25 protein-coding genes are annotated in these 22,184 nt (G+C 45.5%); 7 read left to right on the top strand and 18 right to left on the bottom strand.

What is annotated here, in order from left to right; all coding sequences use genetic code 11:
• The 3 genes from C7Y66_RS12675 to minE form a co-directional block, all read left to right on the top strand.
• Nucleotides 1-425: septum site-determining protein MinC (locus C7Y66_RS12675; RefSeq protein ID WP_304529356.1), on the top strand; the 425-nt coding region annotated here is incomplete at its 5' end.
• The gene (minD, locus tag C7Y66_RS12670) at nt 422-1,228 is read left to right on the top strand and encodes a septum site-determining protein MinD (protein ID WP_106545844.1); all 807 of its coding nucleotides are present in this window, start codon (nt 422-424) and stop codon (nt 1,226-1,228) included. The genes C7Y66_RS12675 and minD, both read left to right, overlap by 4 nt.
• A gap of 38 nt (nt 1,229-1,266) precedes the next feature.
• A complete protein-coding gene (gene minE / locus C7Y66_RS12665; RefSeq protein WP_041462942.1) occupies nt 1,267-1,542 on the top strand; it encodes a cell division topological specificity factor MinE in 276 nt (91 codons plus the stop codon).
• On the opposite strand, the gene C7Y66_RS30515 is transcribed toward minE, so the two are convergent.
• Complete coding sequence (locus C7Y66_RS30515; protein WP_146149780.1) at nt 1,505-1,828, bottom strand: hypothetical protein; 324 nt, start codon at nt 1,826-1,828, stop codon at nt 1,505-1,507. The genes minE and C7Y66_RS30515 overlap by 38 nt on opposite strands.
• Between C7Y66_RS30515 and atpD the strand changes: the two genes are divergently transcribed.
• Both atpD and atpC read left to right on the top strand, forming a co-directional pair.
• A complete protein-coding gene (gene atpD / locus C7Y66_RS12660; RefSeq protein ID WP_015153841.1) occupies nt 1,821-3,269 on the top strand; it encodes a F0F1 ATP synthase subunit beta in 1,449 nt (482 codons plus the stop codon). The two genes, C7Y66_RS30515 and atpD, sit on opposite strands and share 8 nt — an antisense overlap.
• Nucleotides 3,270-3,392: 123 nt before the next feature.
• A complete protein-coding gene (atpC, locus tag C7Y66_RS12655; RefSeq protein WP_106545843.1) occupies nt 3,393-3,812 on the top strand; it encodes an ATP synthase F1 subunit epsilon in 420 nt (139 codons plus the stop codon).
• Between the two features lie 103 nt (nt 3,813-3,915).
• On the opposite strand, the gene C7Y66_RS12650 is transcribed toward atpC, so the two are convergent.
• The 6 genes from C7Y66_RS12650 to C7Y66_RS12625 form a co-directional block, all read right to left on the bottom strand.
• On the bottom strand, nt 3,916-5,202 hold the full coding sequence (locus tag C7Y66_RS12650) for an HhoA/HhoB/HtrA family serine endopeptidase (RefSeq protein ID WP_106545842.1): 1,287 nt from the start codon (nt 5,200-5,202) through the stop codon (nt 3,916-3,918).
• Between the two features lie 170 nt (nt 5,203-5,372).
• Complete coding sequence (locus C7Y66_RS12645) at nt 5,373-5,906, bottom strand: hypothetical protein (protein ID WP_106545841.1); 534 nt, start codon at nt 5,904-5,906, stop codon at nt 5,373-5,375.
• An 81-nt stretch (nt 5,907-5,987) separates the two neighbouring features.
• On the bottom strand, nt 5,988-6,152 hold the full coding sequence (locus tag C7Y66_RS31050) for a hypothetical protein (RefSeq protein ID WP_158265912.1): 165 nt from the start codon (nt 6,150-6,152) through the stop codon (nt 5,988-5,990).
• A 445-nt stretch (nt 6,153-6,597) separates the two neighbouring features.
• Nucleotides 6,598-8,328: an ABC transporter ATP-binding protein/permease gene (locus C7Y66_RS12635; protein ID WP_106545848.1), complete on the bottom strand. Its 1,731-nt coding sequence runs from the start codon at nt 8,326-8,328 to the stop codon at nt 6,598-6,600.
• Between the two features lie 101 nt (nt 8,329-8,429).
• Entirely contained in the window at nt 8,430-9,836 is a 1,407-nt protein-coding gene (locus C7Y66_RS12630) for an ATP-binding protein (RefSeq protein WP_106545839.1), read from the bottom strand.
• Complete coding sequence (locus C7Y66_RS12625; protein ID WP_106545838.1) at nt 9,829-10,509, bottom strand: response regulator transcription factor; 681 nt, start codon at nt 10,507-10,509, stop codon at nt 9,829-9,831. The genes C7Y66_RS12630 and C7Y66_RS12625 overlap by 8 nt, the downstream gene beginning before the upstream one ends.
• Between C7Y66_RS12625 and C7Y66_RS12620 the strand changes: the two genes are divergently transcribed.
• Nucleotides 10,508-10,708 (top strand): hypothetical protein, encoded by a 201-nt coding sequence (locus C7Y66_RS12620; RefSeq protein ID WP_106545837.1) that lies wholly within the window; start codon nt 10,508-10,510, stop codon nt 10,706-10,708. The genes C7Y66_RS12625 and C7Y66_RS12620 overlap by 2 nt on opposite strands.
• Nucleotides 10,709-10,734: 26 nt before the next feature.
• Here the strand turns inward: C7Y66_RS12620 and C7Y66_RS12615 are convergent, their stop codons facing one another.
• Nucleotides 10,735-11,073, bottom strand: a complete 339-nt coding sequence (locus C7Y66_RS12615) for a 30S ribosomal protein PSRP-3 (protein ID WP_071925429.1) — start codon at nt 11,071-11,073, stop codon at nt 10,735-10,737.
• 156 nt (nt 11,074-11,229) lie between these two features.
• Here C7Y66_RS12615 and C7Y66_RS12610 point away from each other — a divergent pair, with 156 nt between their 5' ends.
• Complete coding sequence (locus C7Y66_RS12610; protein ID WP_106545847.1) at nt 11,230-12,024, top strand: TIGR01548 family HAD-type hydrolase; 795 nt, start codon at nt 11,230-11,232, stop codon at nt 12,022-12,024.
• Nucleotides 12,025-12,154: 130 nt separating this feature from the next.
• Here the strand turns inward: C7Y66_RS12610 and C7Y66_RS12605 are convergent, their stop codons facing one another.
• The 10 genes from C7Y66_RS12605 to C7Y66_RS12560 form a co-directional block, all read right to left on the bottom strand.
• Complete coding sequence (locus C7Y66_RS12605) at nt 12,155-12,367, bottom strand: hypothetical protein (RefSeq protein WP_106545836.1); 213 nt, start codon at nt 12,365-12,367, stop codon at nt 12,155-12,157.
• A 50-nt stretch (nt 12,368-12,417) separates the two neighbouring features.
• A complete protein-coding gene (locus C7Y66_RS12600; protein WP_106545835.1) occupies nt 12,418-13,701 on the bottom strand; it encodes a glycosyltransferase in 1,284 nt (427 codons plus the stop codon).
• A 293-nt stretch (nt 13,702-13,994) separates the two neighbouring features.
• A complete protein-coding gene (locus C7Y66_RS12595) occupies nt 13,995-14,966 on the bottom strand; it encodes a manganese catalase family protein (protein ID WP_015153848.1) in 972 nt (323 codons plus the stop codon).
• A 485-nt stretch (nt 14,967-15,451) separates the two neighbouring features.
• A complete protein-coding gene (locus tag C7Y66_RS12590) occupies nt 15,452-15,790 on the bottom strand; it encodes a cupin domain-containing protein (protein WP_106545846.1) in 339 nt (112 codons plus the stop codon).
• Between the two features lie 229 nt (nt 15,791-16,019).
• The gene (locus C7Y66_RS12585) at nt 16,020-17,204 is read right to left on the bottom strand and encodes a Gfo/Idh/MocA family protein (protein WP_106545834.1); all 1,185 of its coding nucleotides are present in this window, start codon (nt 17,202-17,204) and stop codon (nt 16,020-16,022) included.
• Between the two features lie 59 nt (nt 17,205-17,263).
• Nucleotides 17,264-18,433, bottom strand: a complete 1,170-nt coding sequence (locus C7Y66_RS12580) for an L-dopachrome tautomerase-related protein (RefSeq protein ID WP_106545833.1) — start codon at nt 18,431-18,433, stop codon at nt 17,264-17,266.
• Between the two features lie 82 nt (nt 18,434-18,515).
• Nucleotides 18,516-19,685 carry a zinc-dependent alcohol dehydrogenase gene (locus tag C7Y66_RS12575; RefSeq protein ID WP_106545832.1) on the bottom strand — a complete coding sequence of 390 codons (1,170 nt, stop codon included), beginning with the start codon at nt 19,683-19,685 and terminating at the stop codon, nt 18,516-18,518.
• Nucleotides 19,686-19,785: 100 nt separating this feature from the next.
• Nucleotides 19,786-20,148 (bottom strand): hypothetical protein, encoded by a 363-nt coding sequence (locus C7Y66_RS12570; RefSeq protein WP_106545831.1) that lies wholly within the window; start codon nt 20,146-20,148, stop codon nt 19,786-19,788.
• A gap of 68 nt (nt 20,149-20,216) precedes the next feature.
• Nucleotides 20,217-21,386 carry a zinc-dependent alcohol dehydrogenase gene (locus tag C7Y66_RS12565; RefSeq protein WP_015153854.1) on the bottom strand — a complete coding sequence of 390 codons (1,170 nt, stop codon included), beginning with the start codon at nt 21,384-21,386 and terminating at the stop codon, nt 20,217-20,219.
• Nucleotides 21,387-21,440: 54 nt separating this feature from the next.
• Nucleotides 21,441-22,121: an SRPBCC family protein gene (locus C7Y66_RS12560; protein ID WP_106545830.1), complete on the bottom strand. Its 681-nt coding sequence runs from the start codon at nt 22,119-22,121 to the stop codon at nt 21,441-21,443.
• Between the last annotated feature and the right edge of the window lie 63 nt (nt 22,122-22,184).

Genomic DNA, 22,184 nt, shown 5'->3' with positions numbered 1-22,184 from the left:
GCGTCGAACAACAAGCCCCGCCAGTATCGGCAATTAATCAACTCCCGGCAGCATCGCCCGCGCCTTTAGCAGAACCGCTGTACTTACAAATGACCGTGCGATCGGGGACGGAAATTCGCCACCCTGGTACGGTCGTGATCTTGGGCGATCTTAACCCAGGTGGAAACGTCATTGCCGATGGAGACATTTTAGTCTGGGGGCGATTGCGGGGAGTTGCCCACGCAGGAGCCAGCGGTAATACTAAATGCCTAATTGTTGCCCTGCAAATGGAACCAACGCAGTTACGAATAGCCGATTCTGTAGCTAGAGCGCCAACAACGATACCAGATCGGTTTTATCCTGAAGTTGCCTACGTTACACCCGAAGGCATCCGCATCACAAAAGCCGCTGATTTTTCTAAGTCCCAGTTTATATCTAAGCCATGACTCGCATCATCGTCACAACATCTGGAAAAGGAGGGGTGGGTAAGACTACCTTCACAGCCAACATTGGCATGGCACTAGCCCGCATGGGGCGCACGGTTGTCCTAGTCGATGCGGATTTCGGGCTGCGTAATTTAGACTTACTACTAGGTCTAGAAAACAGGATAGTCTACACTGCCGTTGAAGTTGTAACTGGAGAATGTCGTTTAGAACAAGCCCTGGTTAAAGATAAACGCGAACCAAAATTGGTATTGCTACCAGCCGCCCAAAATCGTACCAAAGAGGCAGTGACCCCAGAACAGATGAAACAACTGGTGGGGACTTTAACCAAAAACTACGAATATATTGTTATAGACAGCCCAGCCGGAATTGAAACGGGCTTTAAAAATGCGATCGTGGCAGCGCAAGAAGCAATCATTGTCACTACACCAGAAATCGCCGCAGTCCGCGATGCCGATCGCGTAGTCGGTCTATTGGAGGCGAACGGAGTCAAGCAGATTCAGTTAATTGTCAACCGCCTGCGCCCCGCGATGGTGCAAATGAATGATATGATGTCAGTGCAGGACGTGCAGGAACTTTTGGGCATTCCCCTATTAGGCGTAGTCCCAGAAGACGAGCGCGTGATCGTTTCAACTAATAGAGGCGAACCCCTGGTTTTAGCTGAAGACCCTACCCTAGCTGGTAAGGCATTTGATAATATTGCCCGCCGATTAGAAGGCGAAAAAATCGAATTTCTCGATCTCCATCCCGTGCATGAGGGTTTTCTTTCTCGTCTGCGCAAATTGTTGTGGACGAAACTAATTTAAGCCCCAATTTAACAACCTGCAACCTGCATCCAGATGCCATGTTTAGCGATCTTTTAGATAAAATTTTTTCTAATAATCCGAACGATAACAACAGTCGTTCTCAAGTCAAGCAACGGCTGCAATTAGTAATTTCCCACGATCGCAGCGATTTGAGTCCGCAAACAATCGAAAAAATGCGGCGGGAAATATTAGAGGTGGTTGGTCGGTACGTCGAACTGGATGTAGAAGGGATGGAGTTTTCTTTAGAAAACAACCAAAGAGCTACGGCTCTAATTGCTAATTTACCAATTCGGCGAGTGAAAACAGACGAATGAAACGTGGTAATTGGTAATTGGTAGTTGGTAATTGGTAGTTGGTAATTAGTAGTTGACGATTGATAGCTCTTGCTCCTCTACCCCTCTGCTCCCTGCTCCCTACTCCCTGATAACTAATAACTGATAACTGATAACTGATCGGTGGTACTCTGGAAGATGGCAAGTTTATGTCTGTCTGTAAAGATGGCAAACTCGCATCCGTCTGAATGATGGCAAGTTTGTAGATAAACTGTCCGACCGGATCTAAAACATAGCTGAAATCGAACTTAGGCGAGAGAATGGTCACCACCGCAGAAAAAACAGGTATTGGATACATTACACAAATCATTGGTCCTGTTGTAGACGTAAAATTCCCAGAAGGCAAACTGCCAGCGATCTACAACGCTCTGACTATCAAAAGCACCAATGAAGCTGGACAAGAAGTTTCTGTCACCTGTGAAGTGCAGCAACTTATGGGCGATCAACAGGTGCGTACAGTTTCCATGAGTTCCACCGATGGTCTAGTTCGCGGGATGGAAGCGGTTGATACAGGCGCTCCCATTTCCGTACCAGTAGGTAAGGCTACCTTGGGTCGAATTTTCAACGTCTTGGGCGAACCCGTAGATAACAGAGGACCTGTTAACACAGAAGAAAAATTCCCCATCCACCGCGAAGCACCCAAACTCGTAGATTTGGAAACCAAACCTTCCGTGTTTGAAACGGGGATCAAAGTGGTTGACCTACTCACACCCTATCGACGTGGTGGCAAGATCGGTCTGTTCGGTGGTGCTGGTGTCGGCAAAACCGTAATCATGATGGAGTTGATCAATAACATTGCAACTCAACACGGCGGTGTGTCTGTATTCGGTGGCGTGGGCGAACGCACCCGCGAAGGAAACGACCTTTACAATGAAATGATCGAATCTGGGGTAATCAATAAAGATGACCTCAACGAGTCGAAAATCGCTCTGGTTTACGGTCAAATGAACGAACCACCTGGAGCCAGAATGCGGGTGGGACTATCAGCGTTGACAATGGCTGAGTATTTCCGCGATGTCAACAAGCAAGACGTATTGCTGTTTATCGACAACATCTTCCGTTTCGTCCAAGCGGGTTCGGAAGTATCTGCACTACTAGGACGGATGCCTTCAGCGGTAGGATACCAACCCACTCTGGGTACGGACGTAGGCGAACTGCAAGAGCGGATCACTTCGACTACAGAAGGTTCTATTACCTCCATTCAAGCCGTTTACGTTCCAGCGGACGACTTGACCGACCCCGCACCAGCAACGACCTTCGCTCACCTAGACGGTACTACCGTATTGTCTCGTGGTTTGGCGGCTAAGGGAATTTATCCAGCTGTAGATCCACTAGGTTCTACTTCCACCATGTTGCAACCCAATATCGTCGGTGACGATCACTACGGTACAGCTCGCGCCGTTCAAGCGACCCTCCAGCGTTACAAAGAACTGCAAGACATCATCGCCATTCTGGGGTTGGATGAATTGTCGGAAGAAGACAGACTGACAGTCGCACGGGCGCGGAAGATCGAGCGCTTCCTCTCGCAGCCGTTCTTTGTAGCTGAAGTCTTCACTGGTTCTCCTGGTAAGTACGTGAAGCTAGAAGAAACAATTAAAGGCTTCAAGTCAATTCTGTCTGGAGAATTAGACAGCCTGCCAGAACAGGCTTTCTACATGGTAGGCAGCATTGAAGAAGCAGTTGCCAAAGCAGAAAAAATGAAAGGTTAGTGGCTAGTGGCTAGTGGCTGGTGGCTAGAAAAAGACTAACCACTAACCACTGCTCGCTACTCCTGTACGGGCGCACAGCTGTGCTCCCCTACTCACTATTCACTACTCACTACTCACTTTTCTATGACATTGACAGTTCGCGTAATTTCTCCAGACAAGACTGTTTGGGATGCTCCAGCTGAAGAAGTGATTTTACCCAGTACCACTGGACAACTAGGTATTCTCAGCGGACATGCTCCCTTATTAACTGCCCTCGATACTGCCGTGATGCGCGTACGTCCTGACAAAGGGCAAAGTTGGGTGGCGATCGCCCTTATGGGTGGATTTGCCGAAGTCGAGAGCGATGAGGTGACAATTCTTGTCAACGGTGCAGAACGTGGCGACAAAATCGAGATGGAAGCCGCCCGCGCTGCATACAACGAAGCCCAAACTAAGCTCAACCAAGTTCAAGGCGCTTCTCGTCAAGAACAGATCCAAGCTACTCAAGCGTTTAAACGCGCTCGGGCTAGGTTTCAAGCCGCAGGTGGTATGGTTACAGTTTAGCCAATACTCTTTTGGCAATCTTCTCGCAATCGTGAAAAACTCTTTCAGCGTCCATACTGAAAGAGTTTTTGTTTTTTGAGCGATCGCGTGGACTGCTTCAAGATTATTCTGCCTGAGCTGTGGGAAAAGCTCCAGGACGCACAGCCAAATTGAGAGTTCGTCCCTGACGGCGCAATTCTAGGCGTATATCCTTACCAATGGTGCTATTTTCTACTGCCTGTCGGATCGCGTCAGCTTCCGCAACCGATTGACCGTTAAGCTTGTGAATCACGTCGCCAACCCGTAACCCAGCTTTGTCAGCGGGAGATTCAGGTACAACTCTGACGACCAAGACACCTCGATCTTCATTCACATTGAGCCAGCTGTTGGGGTCATTTTCTATCTCTTTTTTGACTTCTGGGGTCAGCGTCAGCATTTGAATGCCCAGAAAAGCGTGTTCTACCTTACCGCGAGCCACTAGCTGGTCGGCAATGCGTTGAGCGGTTTGGATGGGGATAGCAAAGCCTAGTCCTTGAGCGCCGCCAATAATAGCAGTATTCATCCCAATGACTTCACCCTGCTGATTCAACAACGGTCCCCCAGAGTTGCCAGGGTTAATCGCGGCATCGGTTTGAATAAAGCTAACACGCTTATCGGGAATGCCAACATCGCTACTGGAGCGACCTGTAGCACTGACGATCCCTGTAGTAACAGTATTGTCAAGACCGAGGGGGTTGCCGATCGCGATCGCCCATTGACCAGGTTGTAGCTGCTGTGAGTTACCAAACTGAACAGTTGGTAGTTGCTGTGCCTGAATCTGGACTACAGCAACATCTGTAACTGGATCTGCTCCTAACACCTTTCCTTCAAACGAGCGTCCATCCCTGAGCCGCACTGTCACTGTATCTGCACCATCAATTACATGAGCGTTGGTGAGAATCCGTCCGTTGGGACTAATAATAAAGCCAGAGCCAGCCCCGCGTACAGTTCGCCTACCTGGTTGCATTGGCGATTGAGAACCAAAAAAGTCGCGAAAGAAGGGGTCGTTCAAGGTATCGGGTAAGCGATTGGTGACAGTTCTAGCAGCGTCAATTCGCACGACAGCTGGACCCACCCTGTCCACTACAGCAGTCACAAAGTTGGTGTTGGTATTGGGGGGTAAGCTGGCTTGTACAGCTTCAGTTGGGGCAGCAACCGCCGGAGCATAAGGTAGCTGCCACCAAGAGAAATTGCGGGCGATCGCATAAATACCTAAAATGGCAGCGGCAGTTCCTAGTAATAATAAAGCGAAGCGAGTAACTGGCTGTTGAACTAAATTTTTCTTTGTTTGATGGTGAATAGCATGGTTGGATTGAAGATGGGATTTAGTTTGCTCTAAATTCCGATCGACATCGCGTTGTTTGAGGGACATTTTTGTTACCTTTGATAGCGGTTTTCAATTGGGTAAAATACAGCTTCGTAGGGGCGCATAGCCGTGCGCCCCTACCCCGATCGCGCACGCAATCGAAAATTGCTATGAAAATAGATTTTTATGACTAAAGATATGGGTGTGGAGTTGTTTTGGTAGATAGAGTCATACAGCTACTTCAAGAACACATCGCCCGTTTTTTCAATTCTCATCGCTACTCTATCCGCCTTGAAGTCAGTCGATTCATCAAAAGCAATTTCTAGCAGTCCAGGTTGGGACGATACTTGCGGTTGAACCTGAAGCAGTCCTTTATCCTCGCGTCGGAAGGTCACAGCTACAGGTATAGGCAAAGCTTGTAGGATGACATTTTCTCGCCCCACAAGCGTGCGTTGGTCGGTATGTCCGACGATCTGATAGGAAATCGCTGCGTTAGTATGGTTTGTCAGTTTAATATTGACTTTCCCATCCACGGGGACAACCGTAGCACTTGCTGGTTGGCTTTCTGGCAGAGGCGGTGTAATCGGCTGAGAAAGAGGTTGAGTAATACTATCCCGCCTGCGGTTGTAAGGCGGTTCGTTAAAAATACTGGGTTTGTTAGTTGGGGTTGTGGGTGCGGCTGCTACTATCGGTATTGTCCATAGGCTTATCCATATGCCACTAAAAATCGTTCCGATCCAAACTCTATAGTTTCGTAGGTATTGAGTCATATTTCTCTGTTGAAAGCGATCGCAGTTTTTGGCAAATCAAAATTGCCTGTACTTTCAACTTATGAGGAAAAATTAAGAAAATCATGAGAATCGCAGTTGCGATCGCGAAACCAGAACTTTTCGGTTAGTGCTGCAAAGATATTGATAGCGGTTTTCAATTGGATGCAATACACGTTTGGTAGGGGCGCACAGCTGTGCGCCCCTACCAATGTCATCCATACAATCGAGAATTGCTATGAAGTGCAAAAGTGTCCCTGAAGAGCGCAAAGTGTCGCGGATTGTGGGAATCGAGATTTGAATCTTCCGGTCTGCAATGCCTAATGCTAACTCTTAGCATTGAAAAATCTTATAGTTTAAGTTTTGGTTCTCATTGTTTTCTTAATCTCAGTCTGTATTCTAAAAATAGAGGCGGACAACACAAGCGCGATTGCCAAGTTTGCCTAGCTCGAACGATTGATTAACTAAGATTTTAATAAAAGTGGAGTTAAATTGTGATGTTAAGCAAAGTTAGACCTGAGACAACTTCATTTGAGTCGATTGCATATACAGCCGAAGAAACTTCTATCGATTGGATGCAGATTGACTGTTATCCACACGCTACACGGGGAGTTTTGTATGGTCTGCTTTTCGCGATTGTTTTCTGGGGAAGCATAATTGGCATGTTGATGCTAGTTTTCTAAACCAGATCGCTTCAACTTGTTGCATCTGCCGTGTATTCATCTGTCAGCATTAATTGCCAGCGAGAATCTCCTTCCAACTCCAAGACATACTTATGGTATTGCAACAAACTGGCACGGTGTCCGACGCTAACCGTTGTAGTTTTCATCGCTTTGAGTTGTTGGTAAAGGCGTTTTTCGTTCCCCAAATCCAACGCACTTGTCGCTTCATCTAAGATCGCGTAGGTAGGCTGAGCCAGCAACAGCCGCGCAAAAGCAAGTCGCTGTTGCTCTCCTAGAGACAACACGTTTGCCCAGTCTAGTTGGGCATCAAATCCTCCCACTCTCTCTGGTAAATCTGTCAGGTTGACTTGCTCTAATACTTGACGCAACTGCTGCTCGTCGATATGGAGATCGGTGTGAGGATAGAGCAACTGGCTGCGCAGGGAACCTAGCACCATGTAAGGACGTTGGGGTAAAAACAGCATTTCTTTGAGCTGCGGACGGGTGAGATGACCTGTACCTGCATTCCATAACCCCGCGATCGCTCGTAAAATCGAACTTTTACCGCTACCGCTATGTCCGACTAAAACTATTCCTTCTCCTGACTCCAAGCTTAGGGACAAATCTTCAACTAAAGTTCTTTGATAGTTGGGAGTCAATAGGGTGATGCGCTGTAGGGATAGTGAGGCGGCTTCTGTCACGTCGATTGTAGGCAATCCAGGTTGCGGTTGAGATGACGTTTCCAAAGCATCGGTGAGGTCGCTGAGACGATCGACTCCGGCTGCAAAGGCTGTCAAATTTTCAAACTGAGCCACGACAACAGATAAAGCATCAAAAATTTGTCCAAACGCGATCGCAGCTTGGGTAAACGTACCAAATTCTGTATTTCCGGCAAAGTAAATTGGTGCTACCACTAAATAAGGCAATGCCGAAACAAAATAGTTGTAACTTGTCGTAAAAAAACTGAGATTTCGCTGCCAACTGATTAGCAAGTCAAAGTTACGAATTGCTCTGAGAAAGCGCTGTTGCAAACCGATAGATTCTTCGGCTTCTCCTTGATAAAAGGCGATCGATTCTGCATTGTCGCGAACGTGGATCAAACCATAACGAAAATCAGCTTCTTTTTTGAGCTGATTAAAGTTAATACTAATTAGCCTGCGTCCGATCCAAACAGTAATAATTGTGCCGATAATTGCATAAGCTAAAAGTGTAATTGATAGAGATACAGAAATGGACAACAAAACCCCAGTAAAAGAAATTAAAGTAATAACTGATGTTAGAATCAACAATAGAAAAGTTAGACTAGTGCGAGTAAATGCTCTAACGTCTTCGGAAATTCGTTGGTCTGGGTTATCAATTTCTTCATTAAAATTGAGAAGATAATAAGCACGATTTTGCAAATATTTATTCAGAAAACGATTGGTTAACCATTCCCGCCAGTACAGCCCTAATTTATCTCGAAGATAAGCAAATATGACAACAATTGGCGTACCAATAACTAATAAGCCAGCATAAATAGCAATAAACCGCCAAAAAGTTGATGTGTCTCTAGTTTGAGGAAAATTTGATAAGGCTGTGTTGATATTTCTAAAAATAAAACTAATGCTGACATTAATTGCATTAACAGCAAATGACAATACGAGTAATAAAATTAGCAATCCTCTGGCTTTCCACTTCTGTTCGGAAAACCAGTAGGGTTTGGCGATCGCCCAAAATTTGCCCCACAATTGACGATTCAATCGATTCTGTCTGTTTGTTGTCATGCTCGTCATCAAATAAAGGTTAAATGAATCAAAGAAGATAACCTCAAATTATCGAGATAAATTAAGAAATTGATGAGAAACACATTTTCAGTTGTTAGTTATCATTTGTCGCTTGCAGGCAAATTTACCGTGAAAGTCGTTTCTTGTCCAGGGTTACTTTCAACAACGATCGCGCCACCATGTAAACGGACGATTTCAGAAGCGATCGCTAACCCTAACCCAGCGCCATTTTTACTACCATGTGCAGACTCGGCGCGGTAAAATCGCTCAAATAAATGTGGCAAATGTTCGGGAGGAATACTCGCTCCCGTGTTGCTTACAGCCACTTCTACCATTTTCTCCTCGCTGTCTCGCTCTTTGACCCACAGACGTATAATTCCTCCTGCTGGGGTGTATTTAACAGCATTATCTAGCAAATTGAGAAATAGGTTGGTTAAACAATCAGGATCGCCTTGAACTTGTAATTCAGCAGGTAGATGATTCGCGATCGCAATCTGCTGCTGTTCTGCTAGGGGTTGTATTTGCTCTACAATTACCTCTAGTAGACTGCTTAAATCTACCGATAGCAAATTAAATGGAAACTGACCGCGATCGATCCTGGCAAGTAAGAGTAAGCCATTACTCAAGCGAATCAAGCGGTCTACCTCTTGTTCTAAGTCTTGCAGTGTTTTATCGTATTCAGCAACGGTACGCAAGCGAGTGCGGGTGACACCGATGCGTCCCTTAATTACAGCTAAAGGCGTGCGTAACTCATGAGCAGCATTAGCAGTAAATTGCTGTTCCCGCTCAAAGGCTGCTTGCAAGCGGTCTAACATTTGGTCAAATGTGGTTGCTAGTTGTCCCACTTCATCTGCTGCACCCCAGTAGTTGACGCGCCGATTTAGATCGTCTGTAGCTGCGATCGCCTGTGCGGTGCGGTTAATCTTTTTAATCGGACGCAAGGCTCGATTCGAGAGAAATAGCCCTCCCGATGCAGCTAAGAGCAGTACCAAGGGTAAACTGAATAAAACCTCCATTGGGAGTTCTTCGGAAATTTCTTCTAATGTCTCTAGGGACTGTGCTACTTGCAGCCATCCCACTATTTGACCGTTACGCACTACTGGCTGGTCGATCGTCCGCCATTCTACTTCATTGCGCGATCGGGTAGCGAATCCTTTCTCGGTCGGGACTTTTGCTGGCAGTTCTCGGTATCTACCAAAACCGTCTACTACTTTGCCATCTGGAGTAATCAAGCGAATTGCAAACCCCACTTGGCGCAAACGCCGCGATGCATTGCGCTGAATTGGCTTGTTTTGAAATGCTAGGGAATCATCTTCATCAGCTAAATAACCTAAAAACTGAGAAGCAACAATTTGCAGGGCAGTATCTACTTTAGAAATTAGCTTGCGCTCTAGCCGAAAATATAAATAGCCAGTCAAGCCACTGAGAGTCAGTCCTAACAGTAGGACATACCAGACAGTTAACTTCACCCGCAAGGGAATGCGATCGATCCACTTGAGACTAACCATTGCTTTGTTCGGCACTCAGACGATAGCCGACACCGCGCACCGTATGCAGGAGGGGGCGATCGAAACCGTTGTCTATCTTGCGCCGCAAATAGCCAATGTAAACATCGACAACGTTGGAGTCTCCATAGAAGTCAAAATTCCAAATCCGCTCGGTAATTTGGCTACGAGTTAGCACTTGGCGAGGATGGCGCATCAAATATTCTAGTAAGCTAAACTCGCGGGGGCTAAGCTCGATCGACTTTCCAGCGCGGCGGACTTCCCGATTCGCCACATCCATTTCTAAGTCGGCGACTTGCAGTATTGTATCTAGTTGTAAAGGAGGGCGGCGCAATAAGGCACGCAGACGCGCCAGCAGTTCGGGAAAGGCAAAGGGTTTGAATAGATAGTCATCTGCGCCTGCATCTAACCCTTTAACTCTATCTTCCACAGTATCGCGAGCAGTTAAAAGCAACACGGGGGTTTTGATGCGCGATCGCATTTGGCGCAATACTTGTAAACCGTCCAATTGTGGCAGCATGATGTCTAGTACGATAACGTCATACTCGGCTGCGAGGGCATAATCGAGTCCCGCTTGACCGTCGCTGGCTACATCTACAGCATAACCAGCTTCGTTTAATCCCTGCCGAATGAATTGAGCAATACCAGGTTCATCTTCTATCACTAGGACGCGCATGAGCCAAACAATTTTGGATTTTGGATTTACGATTTTGGATTTACCTCTGATACGCTTTTACGCGATCGGTTGTTGCGATCCGGCTCAAAACCAAAAAAGTCATATTTATAAAATTTCATCGCAATTCTCGATTGCCTGCGTGATACAGGTAGGGGCGCACAACTGTGCGCCCCTACAGATGTATATTTTACCCAATTGAAAACTGCTATTAGGTTATATCTACGATCAAGCGCTACCTGTAAAAGTAACTTCAGGAAATTTTGACTGAGCTTCGCCTAGCGGTCGCCGCCTGCCTTCCTCTTGCCAGTAGTTGATTACTTCCGTGGATTTATTGAGTAACTCCACGCGCTCTTGCTCCGTGATCCAGCTTTTTGATTCTAATTCCTTTTTCAATTCCTCCCAAGCATCATTGCGAGGCCAGAAAAAGTATTTGGTTAAGGGGCTTGTGCCTTTGCCCACGACCTGATCGACTGCTAAAGCAACGTTTTCTTCTAACCACAAAACTTTTAAGATAAACTTTGTCAATCCAACCTCCGCTCGTTCCGATTCGGCAAAACTACAAATAGGTGCAATCTATTACTATACCTTAATATCTAAATAAAATGAATCTTGGATCTTACATTCGGTCAACTCAGTACAGAGAGATAAAAAGCCGCTCTCAACCAAACACCGACATTTTAACTTTTGACTTTTGACTTTTTCTACTTGGGAGACAATAACTTGACTCAGCAAACTAGGGCGATCGCAGTGTTTGATATTGATGGTGTCGTGCGCGATGTGAGCGCTTCCTATCGACGGGCGATCGCGGATACTGTAGAGTATTTTACGGCAGGTGCTTATCGTCCCACCCAGGCTGATATTGACCGCTTGAAGTCGGAAGGAATTTGGAATAACGATTGGGAAGCATCCCAGGAGTTAGTTTATCGCCACTTTGAAACAAGGGGAAAGGGGCGATCGCAGCTCGATCTAGACTATCCTACTCTAGTCGCCTATTTTCAATCTCTTTATCAAGGTACAGACCCGCAAAACTGGACGGGTTATATTTGCGATGAAACATTGCTGGTGCAACCTACGTATCTCGAACAATTGAGTGCGGCTGGTATTCCTTGGGGTTTTTTCAGTGGTGCGACTCGCGACGAGGCGAAATACGTCTTAGAACGTCTTGGTGTAGTATCTCCAGCCTTAATTGCAATGGAAGATGCACCAGGTAAACCCGATCCGACAGGATTGCTAGCTGTCGTGCATCAGTTAGAAGTCCAGCATCAGCTACCAGCAACAACCCCAGTTTTGTATGCAGGAGACACGGTAGCGGATATGTATACCGTCATCAAAGCCGCAGCACTTCAACCTCAACGTCAATGGATTGGAGTGGGTATTTTACCCCCTCACGTTCAAGCTACCAGCGATCGCTGCCACAATTATACGGAAACTCTCAAATCTGCGGGTGCGGCGATCGTTTTTGGCAATGTTGAGGAACTCACGCCAGCACAAATTCAGGCATTGCTACCAGTTTGAGTCATGATTTAGTGCAAGAAGGCAGGAGGCAGAAAGCAGAAGGTAGAAGAAAATAATGCTGACTAGGCGTAATAAGACGATCGCATTATTCAACTGTAAAGATTCTTTTGCTATATTGCACTAGTCTGTATTACCTTTGCGTGCGAAGTTTTTGGATATCTTTGAAGAGTGCCGACTTAAATTCGTATCCCAGTAGTTGCTTAAGTTTAGGTGTTGCACGGTCTACAACCTCTTGTTGCAAACCAGAGCGAGCTAATTCTGCTTCTGCTGTACTTAAGAGATCGGGAATCACAACATAACCTTTACCGTTGATGATTTCTTCTACCAGACTTGCAACTGTCATATCAACTTTCTCCCGATCGCATTGTAATTTGGTTAAATGGGATTTACATTTTAACTAACATCAGCAAGGACAGGTTGACCTGTAGATATAGCTTGTTCGATAATGTCGGCAGCGCGAGTCACGCCACCAGATCTTTGAATTGCCTGTTGCAGTTTTATTGCATTTTGTTTGTAAGAATTTTCTGTCAGGACTTTTTGGACTGCTGCGCTTAAATTAGGCACGCTCAAGCGAGACAATGGGACAAATTCCCCTACTCCAGTCCAAGCTATACGCGCTGCTACTCCTGGTTGGTCGTTTGTCACTGGAATTGCTACTAGTGGTACGCCGTTACTTAAAGATTCTAAAGTTGTATTTAACCCTGCATGAGTAATTGTTAAACTCGCTTTTTTCAACAAATCTAACTGAGGTGCATATTTAACAATTAAAGGATTTCCAGGTAAGTTATGTAACGACTCTGGCTCGGCAGAATCCCCTAGAGAAATTACTAATTGAGCGTCCAATCCATGACATGCTTCTGCTATGTAGCGGAACACATACTGCAACCGATTTTGTAGGGTTCCCATCGAAGCATAAATCAAAGGTTTTCCGGTTAACTTTTCAAATGGAAAATCAACAGGTTTTCTGCCACTAGAACTGTGATAAGGTCCGGTAAAGTGAAACCAAGGTGGTAGATTACTACGGGAATATTCTAACTGAGCAGGTTGCTGGCTAATAATTGCTAGTTTTGAGTATAGTTCGTCAGATTTAGAGTAAGGCGGTAACTGCCACTGCTGGCGGTACTCGCTTACTACTTGCCGAATCGGCTGTGTGACGCGGCTCATCACAACATAACCTGCACGATTGCGCAAACGCGCCCATCCTGTAGGATTATATCTCCAGGTGCTGAAACATGGGGGAATGCTGTCTTCGTAGTTCAGTACTAAAGCACTACACACGTTCACATAGGGAAGATCGAGAAATTGCGCTAAAGTCCCTCCTGGCGATGCGGTCACTTGGTCAATTATTAATGCTTCTACACCAGCTTTTTTAATGACTCCTGGGGCATCTCGTAGTAGCCAATTCGCCGATTGTCTCAGTACATTTCCAGTCTGGCGCAGTGCTGTCAATCCATTCAGTTTCCCTAAATCGGCAAATAATCGTGCCATCGTTCCCTGAGGACAATCAGACTCAGCGATCGCTAAAAAATTCAACCCAGCCGATAATACTTTAGGTTGACCGTCAAGTATTCCAATCCAACTTACCTCATGACCCCGCGATTGCAGTTCGCAGCCCAAAGGTAACACTGTATTGAGATGTCCGGTTTCTGCGGGGCAGAGGATGCCAAAATGAGTCATAAGCTACTGCGTAGGTAAGTTACTTAGCATCAGCTGAGTTGTTAAGCAATGCGATCGCATCACCAACAACTCCCTTTGTATTTAACTCCAACCCACAACAGTCTTATTACTTCAATTGTGACAATTTTTTAACAGCCGCCGATTCACTGAGGCTAATTCATGCCTCAAATAGCAAAAGACGCGGAATTTCGCGTCTTTTGCTATGTTAATTTATTTTGATTGGCAGCTATACAGTCGAGAAAATGCCCCGAGCTAATGCTACAAGCATTGTCCCCCTGCTATCTCGCACTAACTTACTGTCCGTCTCCACCAGTAATTTTATTAATGGTATTAGCCGTACCTTCAACTGCATCAGCTACACCCTGGACTGCCTTAGATACAACACTACCCTCCTGCATCTGTTGAGCTTGAGGTGATTTCATCGTACCGTGAAGTTTTGGATCGGGTTGAGGAAGATTTGGTTCTGGTCCTATTGGCTGCGGATTTGCTACATACTCAAACTGACCTTTACCGTCGATTGAAGCACCTTTCGCCCAACGACCTTGAGCGCTTTCTTCTCCCTCAGAGTGATTCCAGAACTGATAAGCGTTCTCTTTCTTCCCATATTCATACGCGATCTTGGGAACAACTGTTTCCTCAAATCCTTCGCTTTTCAGATCTTCAATTGCTGCTAACCACTGGTTTTGATGCATGGTGTCGCGGGCAATATTGAAACTGAGCATGTCTCTTACACCTGGGTCGTCTGTCATTTCGTACAACCGTACAGCCTGTAGAAGACCCTGAGATTCGGCGTGAAGATTAGAGCGAAAGTCTGCCAACAAGTTGCCACTAGCAACGATAAAGCGTCCGTTCCAAGGAAAACCTACGCTATCCGCTGGCATTGCCCCCCCACCCGAAACAGTGGCGTGTTGAGGATTCATTGCTGCTGCCATAATCACATCTCGCGGACGAACGCCACCCATGACCGCACCAACGACTGGATCTTTTGCCCCATCTTCTTGCATATTGACTGGTGCTTTATCCAACAAATGAGCAACCATCGTTGCTAGCATTTCAACGTGACCGATTTCCTCAGTTCCAATGTCTAACAGCATATCGCGGTACTTAGCGGGTCCTCGGCAGTTCCAGCCTTGGAATAGGTACTGCATCATCACGGTCATTTCGCCAAAAGAACCGCCAATTAGTTCTTGCAGCTTTTTTGCATAGGCAGCATCGGGTTTTGCTGGTGGAGTGAAATACTGTAGCTGCTTCTTGTGATAAAACATGAAGATCTCCTGAAAAAATTTTACTGATCGACGCGATCGGTTGTAGTGCGATCTATATTTTGACTGGCGAAATTTTGTTGCTAGAATTTTGTTGCATTACCCTATCTAGGTAACTACTGACTCACTTTTTTTTCCTCAACCTACAGACAGAATGACGGAATTCAACTGAAAGAGATAGGTATTATTATTTAGGTTTAGTTGCTCTATTCTTTTTTGAAAACTAGAATATTTTTAATCGAAAAAAGTTTCCTTGCAGGGTGGGTGCTATCCACTCTAAATTTCAATTTCACATATTAAGTAAGACTGCTATGCTTTAAAGATAGTGTTAAAATTCATCTGCCGATACAGCAATCTGGCGATCGAATAGAATTTACGGCAGCGAACTCAAGAAAATAAACTGAGACTACTGTAAGATACGCTCTATTAAATAATGCAGCCGCTACTATTTGATAGCGGCTGAAAGCTTTATTCCTTACTAACAAATCTTATTCATCTCTTCCGTGAACCTGTGATGGAGGACTAGTAGCTTCGACAGCAGTAAAAGGTTCCAAAATTTTATAAGTATGAGATGCACCTTTAGGTACAACCCAAGAATCTCCAGGTTCTAGTAATACCATTTGACCTTCAAGATGTAACTCTGCCTTACCGCTAATTACATAGCCAACGGTTTCATAGTCTCTTGTCGTGGGAGCTTTAGCTTCTGCTGGTTGTTCGTTTTCCCACAAACGCATCGAAAGAGACTTACCCGAAGCTAAATACTTCTGTCCCTGCTTACCATGAGGGGAACTACTAGAATCTACCTTTTTAACACTGGTATCGCTCATATTTTCATCTCCCATAGAATTTGCGATTGCACTGCCTGCTCTTTTCCATCCCATCTCGATTTCTGCTTTAGCGCATCATCCTTAATTGGTAATTGGTTGTTATAAGTGGCTAGTGGCTGGTGGCTGGAATCTTTTCTAGCTTAAATTTAACAGTTCGATATTTGGCAAAGTCGATCGGTTAGTGGCTAGTGGCTGGAATCTTTTCTAGTCACCAGTCACCAGTCGCTCGTCACTCTCTACTGTCAACTGATATCGTGCGACCTGTGCGTGCTGCTTCGTAAATTGCTAACATCAATCTCACATCCTGTAAGCCTTCTTCACCAGGAGTTTTCGGTTGCCGATCTTGCATGACCGATTCAGAAAGATGATCCATCTCTAAGGCAAATTGATTTTGTTCCTGAATCTGGCGTTCTTCTTGTACCTTCTCCCGTTTTACAGTTAATTGATGCCGATAATAATCTGTAGCAGGGTCGAGTTCGAGCGTACCATTACTACCAAATACCTGAAAGCGTTTGGTACTGGAGTAGCCATAACTAGAAGTACAGTTGGCTAGCACGCCGCTAGGGAAACGCAAAATGAAGTTAACGTTCTCCTCCACTTCCTTGAAGCGAGGATCGTTGGGAGTGCTGTAGGTCATAGCACAGACTTCTGTAGGTTCTTCGCCTGTAATGTAACGCGCAGCCTGTAAGCTGTAGATCCCAATATCAAATAGCGAACCACCACCAGCCAGTTTCTTATTCATCCGCCAGATATCCGCTGGGTCTTTGGGGTCGAGGTTGCGCCCGTGGTCGGCGACGATCGCCTTGAGTTGACCGAGTTGTTTTTTCTGCGCGATCGCGATCGCCTCTAAGTTGAAAGGTTCGTATTGGGCGCGATAGGCTATCATCAACTTGCGGTTTGCTTGATTACAAGCAGCAATCATCGCCTGACACTCTTCTACCGTATTTGCCATCGGCTTTTCACATAAAATATGCTTTCCTGCTTGTGCGCCACGGATAGTATATTCAGCGTGTAAACCGTTGGGTAGAACTATATAGATAATGTCTACTTCTGGATTATTCCGAAGGGAATCGTAATTTTCGTAATTGTAAATATTTTTAGGATTGACATTATATTGCCGCGCATAATTTTCAGCTTTAGCGCGATCGCCACTCACAAGCGCCACTAATTTTGACTGCTTGCACTGCGAAAATGAAGGAATAATTTGTTGCGTAGCAAATTTACCCAACCCGACAACAGCCCAACCGAGTTTCTTTTCGTCGGGTATTGGTGGTTCTTTAGCTGGTTTATAAGCAGGCTGGGCGATCGCAGGTGAATTCCGCGTTACCAACCCCGCCATTCCTACACCCAAAATTCCCATCCCAGAACCAATTATTTGCCTGCGCGTGAGGAGATTTTTGACTGCATTCAACATATATTTTTTTGCCCTGTAATTGTTAGTAGGGGCGCACAGCTGTGCGCCCCTACAGATTGTTATCGCAACAGCACTGGTTTCGCATTAATGCGGGTACGAAACAGACTGTATGGTTTTTCGCGCAAATCTTTCTTCTGATGGAACTGGGGCTGACGGTGAAGTTGATTGGCAATGAAATAGAGGTAGCCGTCATTGGCGACAGACAGCGTATCAGCCCATAAAACGCGAGGATCGTGAACTACAGTTTCATACATCCCATCAGGCGATCGCCGCAAAATTGCATTATGCTCGTAGTTGGTTAGATAAACTCGATTTTGGGCATCCGACTCTAAGCCATCAGATGCACCGCCTTTATCGCCCAAATCTTGTACAGTCGCTGCTACTTCTTTGTCGCTTAATTTCTCATCGACTAAAGCATCAACGCTGACACTATATAGCCTTCTTCCAGCTAAAGTACAGTAAAATAACTGTTTCCCATCGGCACTGATTGCAATTCCATCCGCACCAATTGTAATTGGGCTGGGTGGCTTGTCTGGCGGACGGTTCATCAACGGTTGTCCCTCCACCACTGGGAGAAAATTCGGTTCTGCTTTCGTAGAAGGATGGTCGTTCAGCCGCCGCCAACTTTTACCAGAATCTAAATCGACAACAATAATGGCATTAGCACCGTTACCGGAAGAATCGGTAATAAAAGCCATCCCTGCTTTACCGCGCCGTAAATCGAAGCGGATATCGTTCAAATAGGTAGTCGGTAGCGCTACATCTTGGGGAAACAAGATAGTCTTAAAAATTCGATTTTGTTTCAGATTTATCCCGATTAATTTCGGTCCCCCATAAGAAGTAGGTGCAAACTGAATGCTGCCAGTATCCAAGATCCACAAACGGTCTAAAGGATCGACAACCACACTTTGAACAGAAACGAGTGACTTCGATTGGTCTTTTTGAGGGCGATTGAATTTGGCGTTGGGATAAGCTACGACTTTACCCCTGACTATCTCCGCTACCGTATAATCTACTTTGTCTCCCCAGCGAGGGAAGTTAACAAAAATTCTCCCCCTTTGAGACACTGTTACTCCGGTCGGCATAGCACCGTTAAACGAAGCTACCGATTCAATCTTGCCCACAGTCTTTTCCTGCGGTAAGGCATAAGCCGGAGGAACAAAAGCAAGAAACAATAAACTCGATAAAAGCAGACAGAAGAATTTTTGTCGCAAGCTGTGCCAAAACATAGTTTTTTCTTTGGTAGTTACTGGTTGGTAATTGGCAAGTCGCAACTACCAATTACTCATGACCAATTACCTATTACCAATTTCAAGGCTTCAACACAACTTTGATACAATTATCTTTTTTATGCTTGAAGATGTCGTAGGCGTGGGGTGCTTGTTCTAAGGGAAGAGTATGAGTGATGATGAACGTCGGATCTATATCACCGTTTTGAATGTGTTCTAGTAGTGGTTTTAAGTACCGATGGACGTGGGTTTGTCCCATCTTGAATGTCAAACCTTTGTTCATTGCCGCACCCATTGGGATTTTATCGAGGAAACCACCATACGCCCCTGCGATCGAGACATGACCTGCTTTCCCGCAAGCAACGATCGCATTACGTAAGGCTGTAGGTCGGTCTGTTTCCAATCGCACGACTTGTTTTGCTTTATCGAACAGGTTCATAAAATCAGTACCGTGCGCCTCTAGTCCTACGGCATCAATTACCGCATCGGGGCCGCGCCCGCCAGTCATTTCTTTTAACGCTTCCCCGACATCCACTTTTTCGTAGTTAAGTACGTCGGCTTTGCCCTGTTCCTTAGCCATTTGCAAGCGTTCGGGGATGCGATCGATCGCGATGACTTTTTCCGCACCCAGCAGATACGCACTCTTAATCGCGAACTGTCCTACCGGACCACAACCCCAGACAGCAACGATATTACCAGGCTTAATATGACAATTCTCTGCTGCCATGTAGCCAGTGGGAAAGATATCGGTTAAGAATAATACTTGCTCGTCTGTCAGCCCATCAGGAATCTTAAATAACCCGACATCGGCAAATGGGACTCGCGCGTACTCCGCTTGTCCGCCAGCATAACCGCCGAAGATATGAGAGTAGCCAAATAGACCAGCTGGTGAATGTCCCATCAGTTTCTCTGCCATCCAACCGTTGGGGTTAGAATTATCGCACAACGACCACAGATCGCGATTGCAGAAAAAGCAGTTTCCGCAAGAAATTGTAAAAGGAACGACGACGCGATCGCCTACTTTTACATTCTTAACCGCACTCCCAACCTCAACCACTTCTCCCATAAATTCGTGACCGAGGATATCCCCTTTCTCCATAGTGGGGATAAAGCCATTATAAAGGTGCAAATCCGAACCGCAGATTGCTGTTGACGTAATTTTGACAATTGCATCGCGGGGATTTGCAATTTTAGGATCGGGGACTGTATCTACCTTGACATTCTTTTCCCCGTGCCAGCAAACTGCTTTCATAATTAATTAGTGAGTAGGAAGTAGTTTTTTGTTTGTCCTTTGTCATTCGTCGTAAGTCAATTGGTAATACGTTTCTTACTTACAACTTACGACTTACGACTTAATTCATATTTTGCTGATAAGAACCTTGCTCTTTTCCAGTGACGGGCTTAACTGTTTTTTCCACGTTTTTTTGAGCGGAATTCAAAACTTCTTTCGTACCAGGATCGAGTGGCTCATCTAAATTGAGCTTTTCTCGAACATTTTCAGCAGTTTCTTTGAGGCTTTCCTTAGCCTTTTCAAGCGGATTTCCTCGATTCATTTCAGTTCCAGGCTGCTTTGCTTGATATGCTCTAGCTTCAGGTGTTACTGTTTCAGCTCTAGCAGACAAATTACTGTTATAGCCAAATTGCAGTATGGAAACAGTCAGCCCTACCAAAAAAACAATTGTTACCTGACGAAAAAGGGAAATTAATTTCTTCATTGTCATCCTCTACTTTTACTTTTCAAGTGTTAATTATAATTACCAATTACCCATTACCAATTACCCATCTACGGTTTCAGTACAACTTTGATACAGTTGTCTTTCTTTTGTTGGAAAATGTCGTAGCCGTGGGCAGCTTGTTCTAGCGGTAATTGATGCGTGACCACGCGGGAGGGATCGAATTTCTCTTCCAGAATCATCTTGAGCAACAAATGCATATATTTTTGTCCGTGCATTTGTCCCATTCTGAAAGTTAAAGCTTTATTGAAAGCTGCACCAAAAGGCATCTTATCTACAAAGCCACCGTAGACACCCATAATTGAAAGAGTTCCACCTTTACGACAAGATAGAATCATTTGTCGCAAAACATGCGGACGGTCGGTTTCTAGCTTTAATTTCTGCTTAGTCTGGTCGTAAAAGTCTTCAAAGCCAACTCCGTGCGCTTCCAAGCCTACAGCATCAATACAAGCGTCGGGACCCATACCCCCCGTCATTTCTCTCAAAGCTTCGCCTGCATCTACTTCTTCATAGTTAATTACTTCTGCTTTAGCGAAATTTTTGGCTAATTCCAAGCGTTCGGGGAAGCGATCGATCGCAATCACTTTTTCTGCACCCATCATGTAGGCGCTAATCATGGCAAATTGCCCGACTGCACCGCAGCCCCACACTGCTACTGTATCCCCAGGTTGAATGTCACATAACTCAGCTCCCATGTAACCTGTAGGAATGGCATCAGAGATAAATAGTAACTTTTCGTCTGGTATGTCCTTAGGGACTTTGACCACATCTACATCGGCAAATGGGACGCGGACATACTCTGCTTGCGCCCCAGCATATCCACCGAAAGCATGGGAGTATCCGTAAATCGCTGAGGTGATATTGCCAAACAACTTCTCTTCAACCCAACCGTTAGGGTTAGAGTTATCGCACAGCGACCACATATCGTGCTGGCAATAGTAGCAACCACCACAACCGATTGTAGAAGGAACGACGACGCGATCGCCGACTTTTAAGTTGTTAATTCCTCTACCAACTTCGACCACTTCCCCCATAAATTCGTGACCGATAATGTCACCTGGTTGCACGGTAGGAATGTAGCCGCCGTAAATGTGCAAGTCAGAACCGCAAATTGCAGTAGAGGTAATCTTTAAAATCACATCGCGAGGATTAAGAATTTTCGGATCGGGTACGGATTCCACCCGCACATCATTTGCGCCGTGCCAGCAAACTGCTTTCATACTCACTTTTAGTTGTTGGTTGTTGGTTGATAGCTGATGGTTGATGGTTGACTATCAACCGCCTTTTGGTTGTCCTTCTGTGGTAGCAATTTCACCTGCTTCCATGAGCATTTTGAAGCGGCGCAGGTCGTCACCAATTTGTTGTTCCGGTTCCTCACCAAAGAGTTTGGCGATCGCCGATGCTAAGACTCCGCCTGGTGGCGCGTATTCAATGACTACTTTTACTTCTGTACCGCGATTTCCTGGTGCTGGCTTAAATCTGACAAAACCAGAATTGTCTACATCTGCCCCTTCTACCGAAGTCCAGGAAATAAATTCGTTTTCGCGGTCTTCGATGATTTCTGCATCCCATTCAACACTTGCATTTAAAGGTGCATTTGCTACCCAATGCGATCGCTTATTATCTTGCACCGTCACAGATTTAAGGTGCTTCATGAATGTCGGCAAATATTCAAAATTATGCCAGTAACGATACAGCTCATCAGCAGGCTTATTTATCGTTACCGTCTTTTCTACCTTAATTGCTTGGTTTAAACCCAATGCTTGTTGCATATCACCCTTTTCCGTTGCTGCTTTATATGCCAATCCACCACCTGCGATCGCCAACAAAGCACCCCGTAGCGATCGCTGTTGTAACCCCATCAGCACCATCGCACCACCACCAATCAGTGATGCCCAGCGCCCAATCTCGTTACTATCTCCCTGTCCTTGCTGATTCTCTACCGTCGAAGCCACCTTCTCTGTCTCCCTTTTCTGAATAGATATCCCCTCTTAAAAGTGGAGATTGCCGGGATCTCT

The organism is Chroococcidiopsis sp. CCALA 051 (assembly GCF_003015105.1).
Classification (GTDB): Bacteria; Cyanobacteriota; Cyanobacteriia; order Cyanobacteriales; family Chroococcidiopsidaceae; genus Chroococcidiopsis; species Chroococcidiopsis thermalis.
Note: the sequence above shows the minus strand (reverse complement) of the source record. Positions and strands in the feature narration are given on the sequence as shown.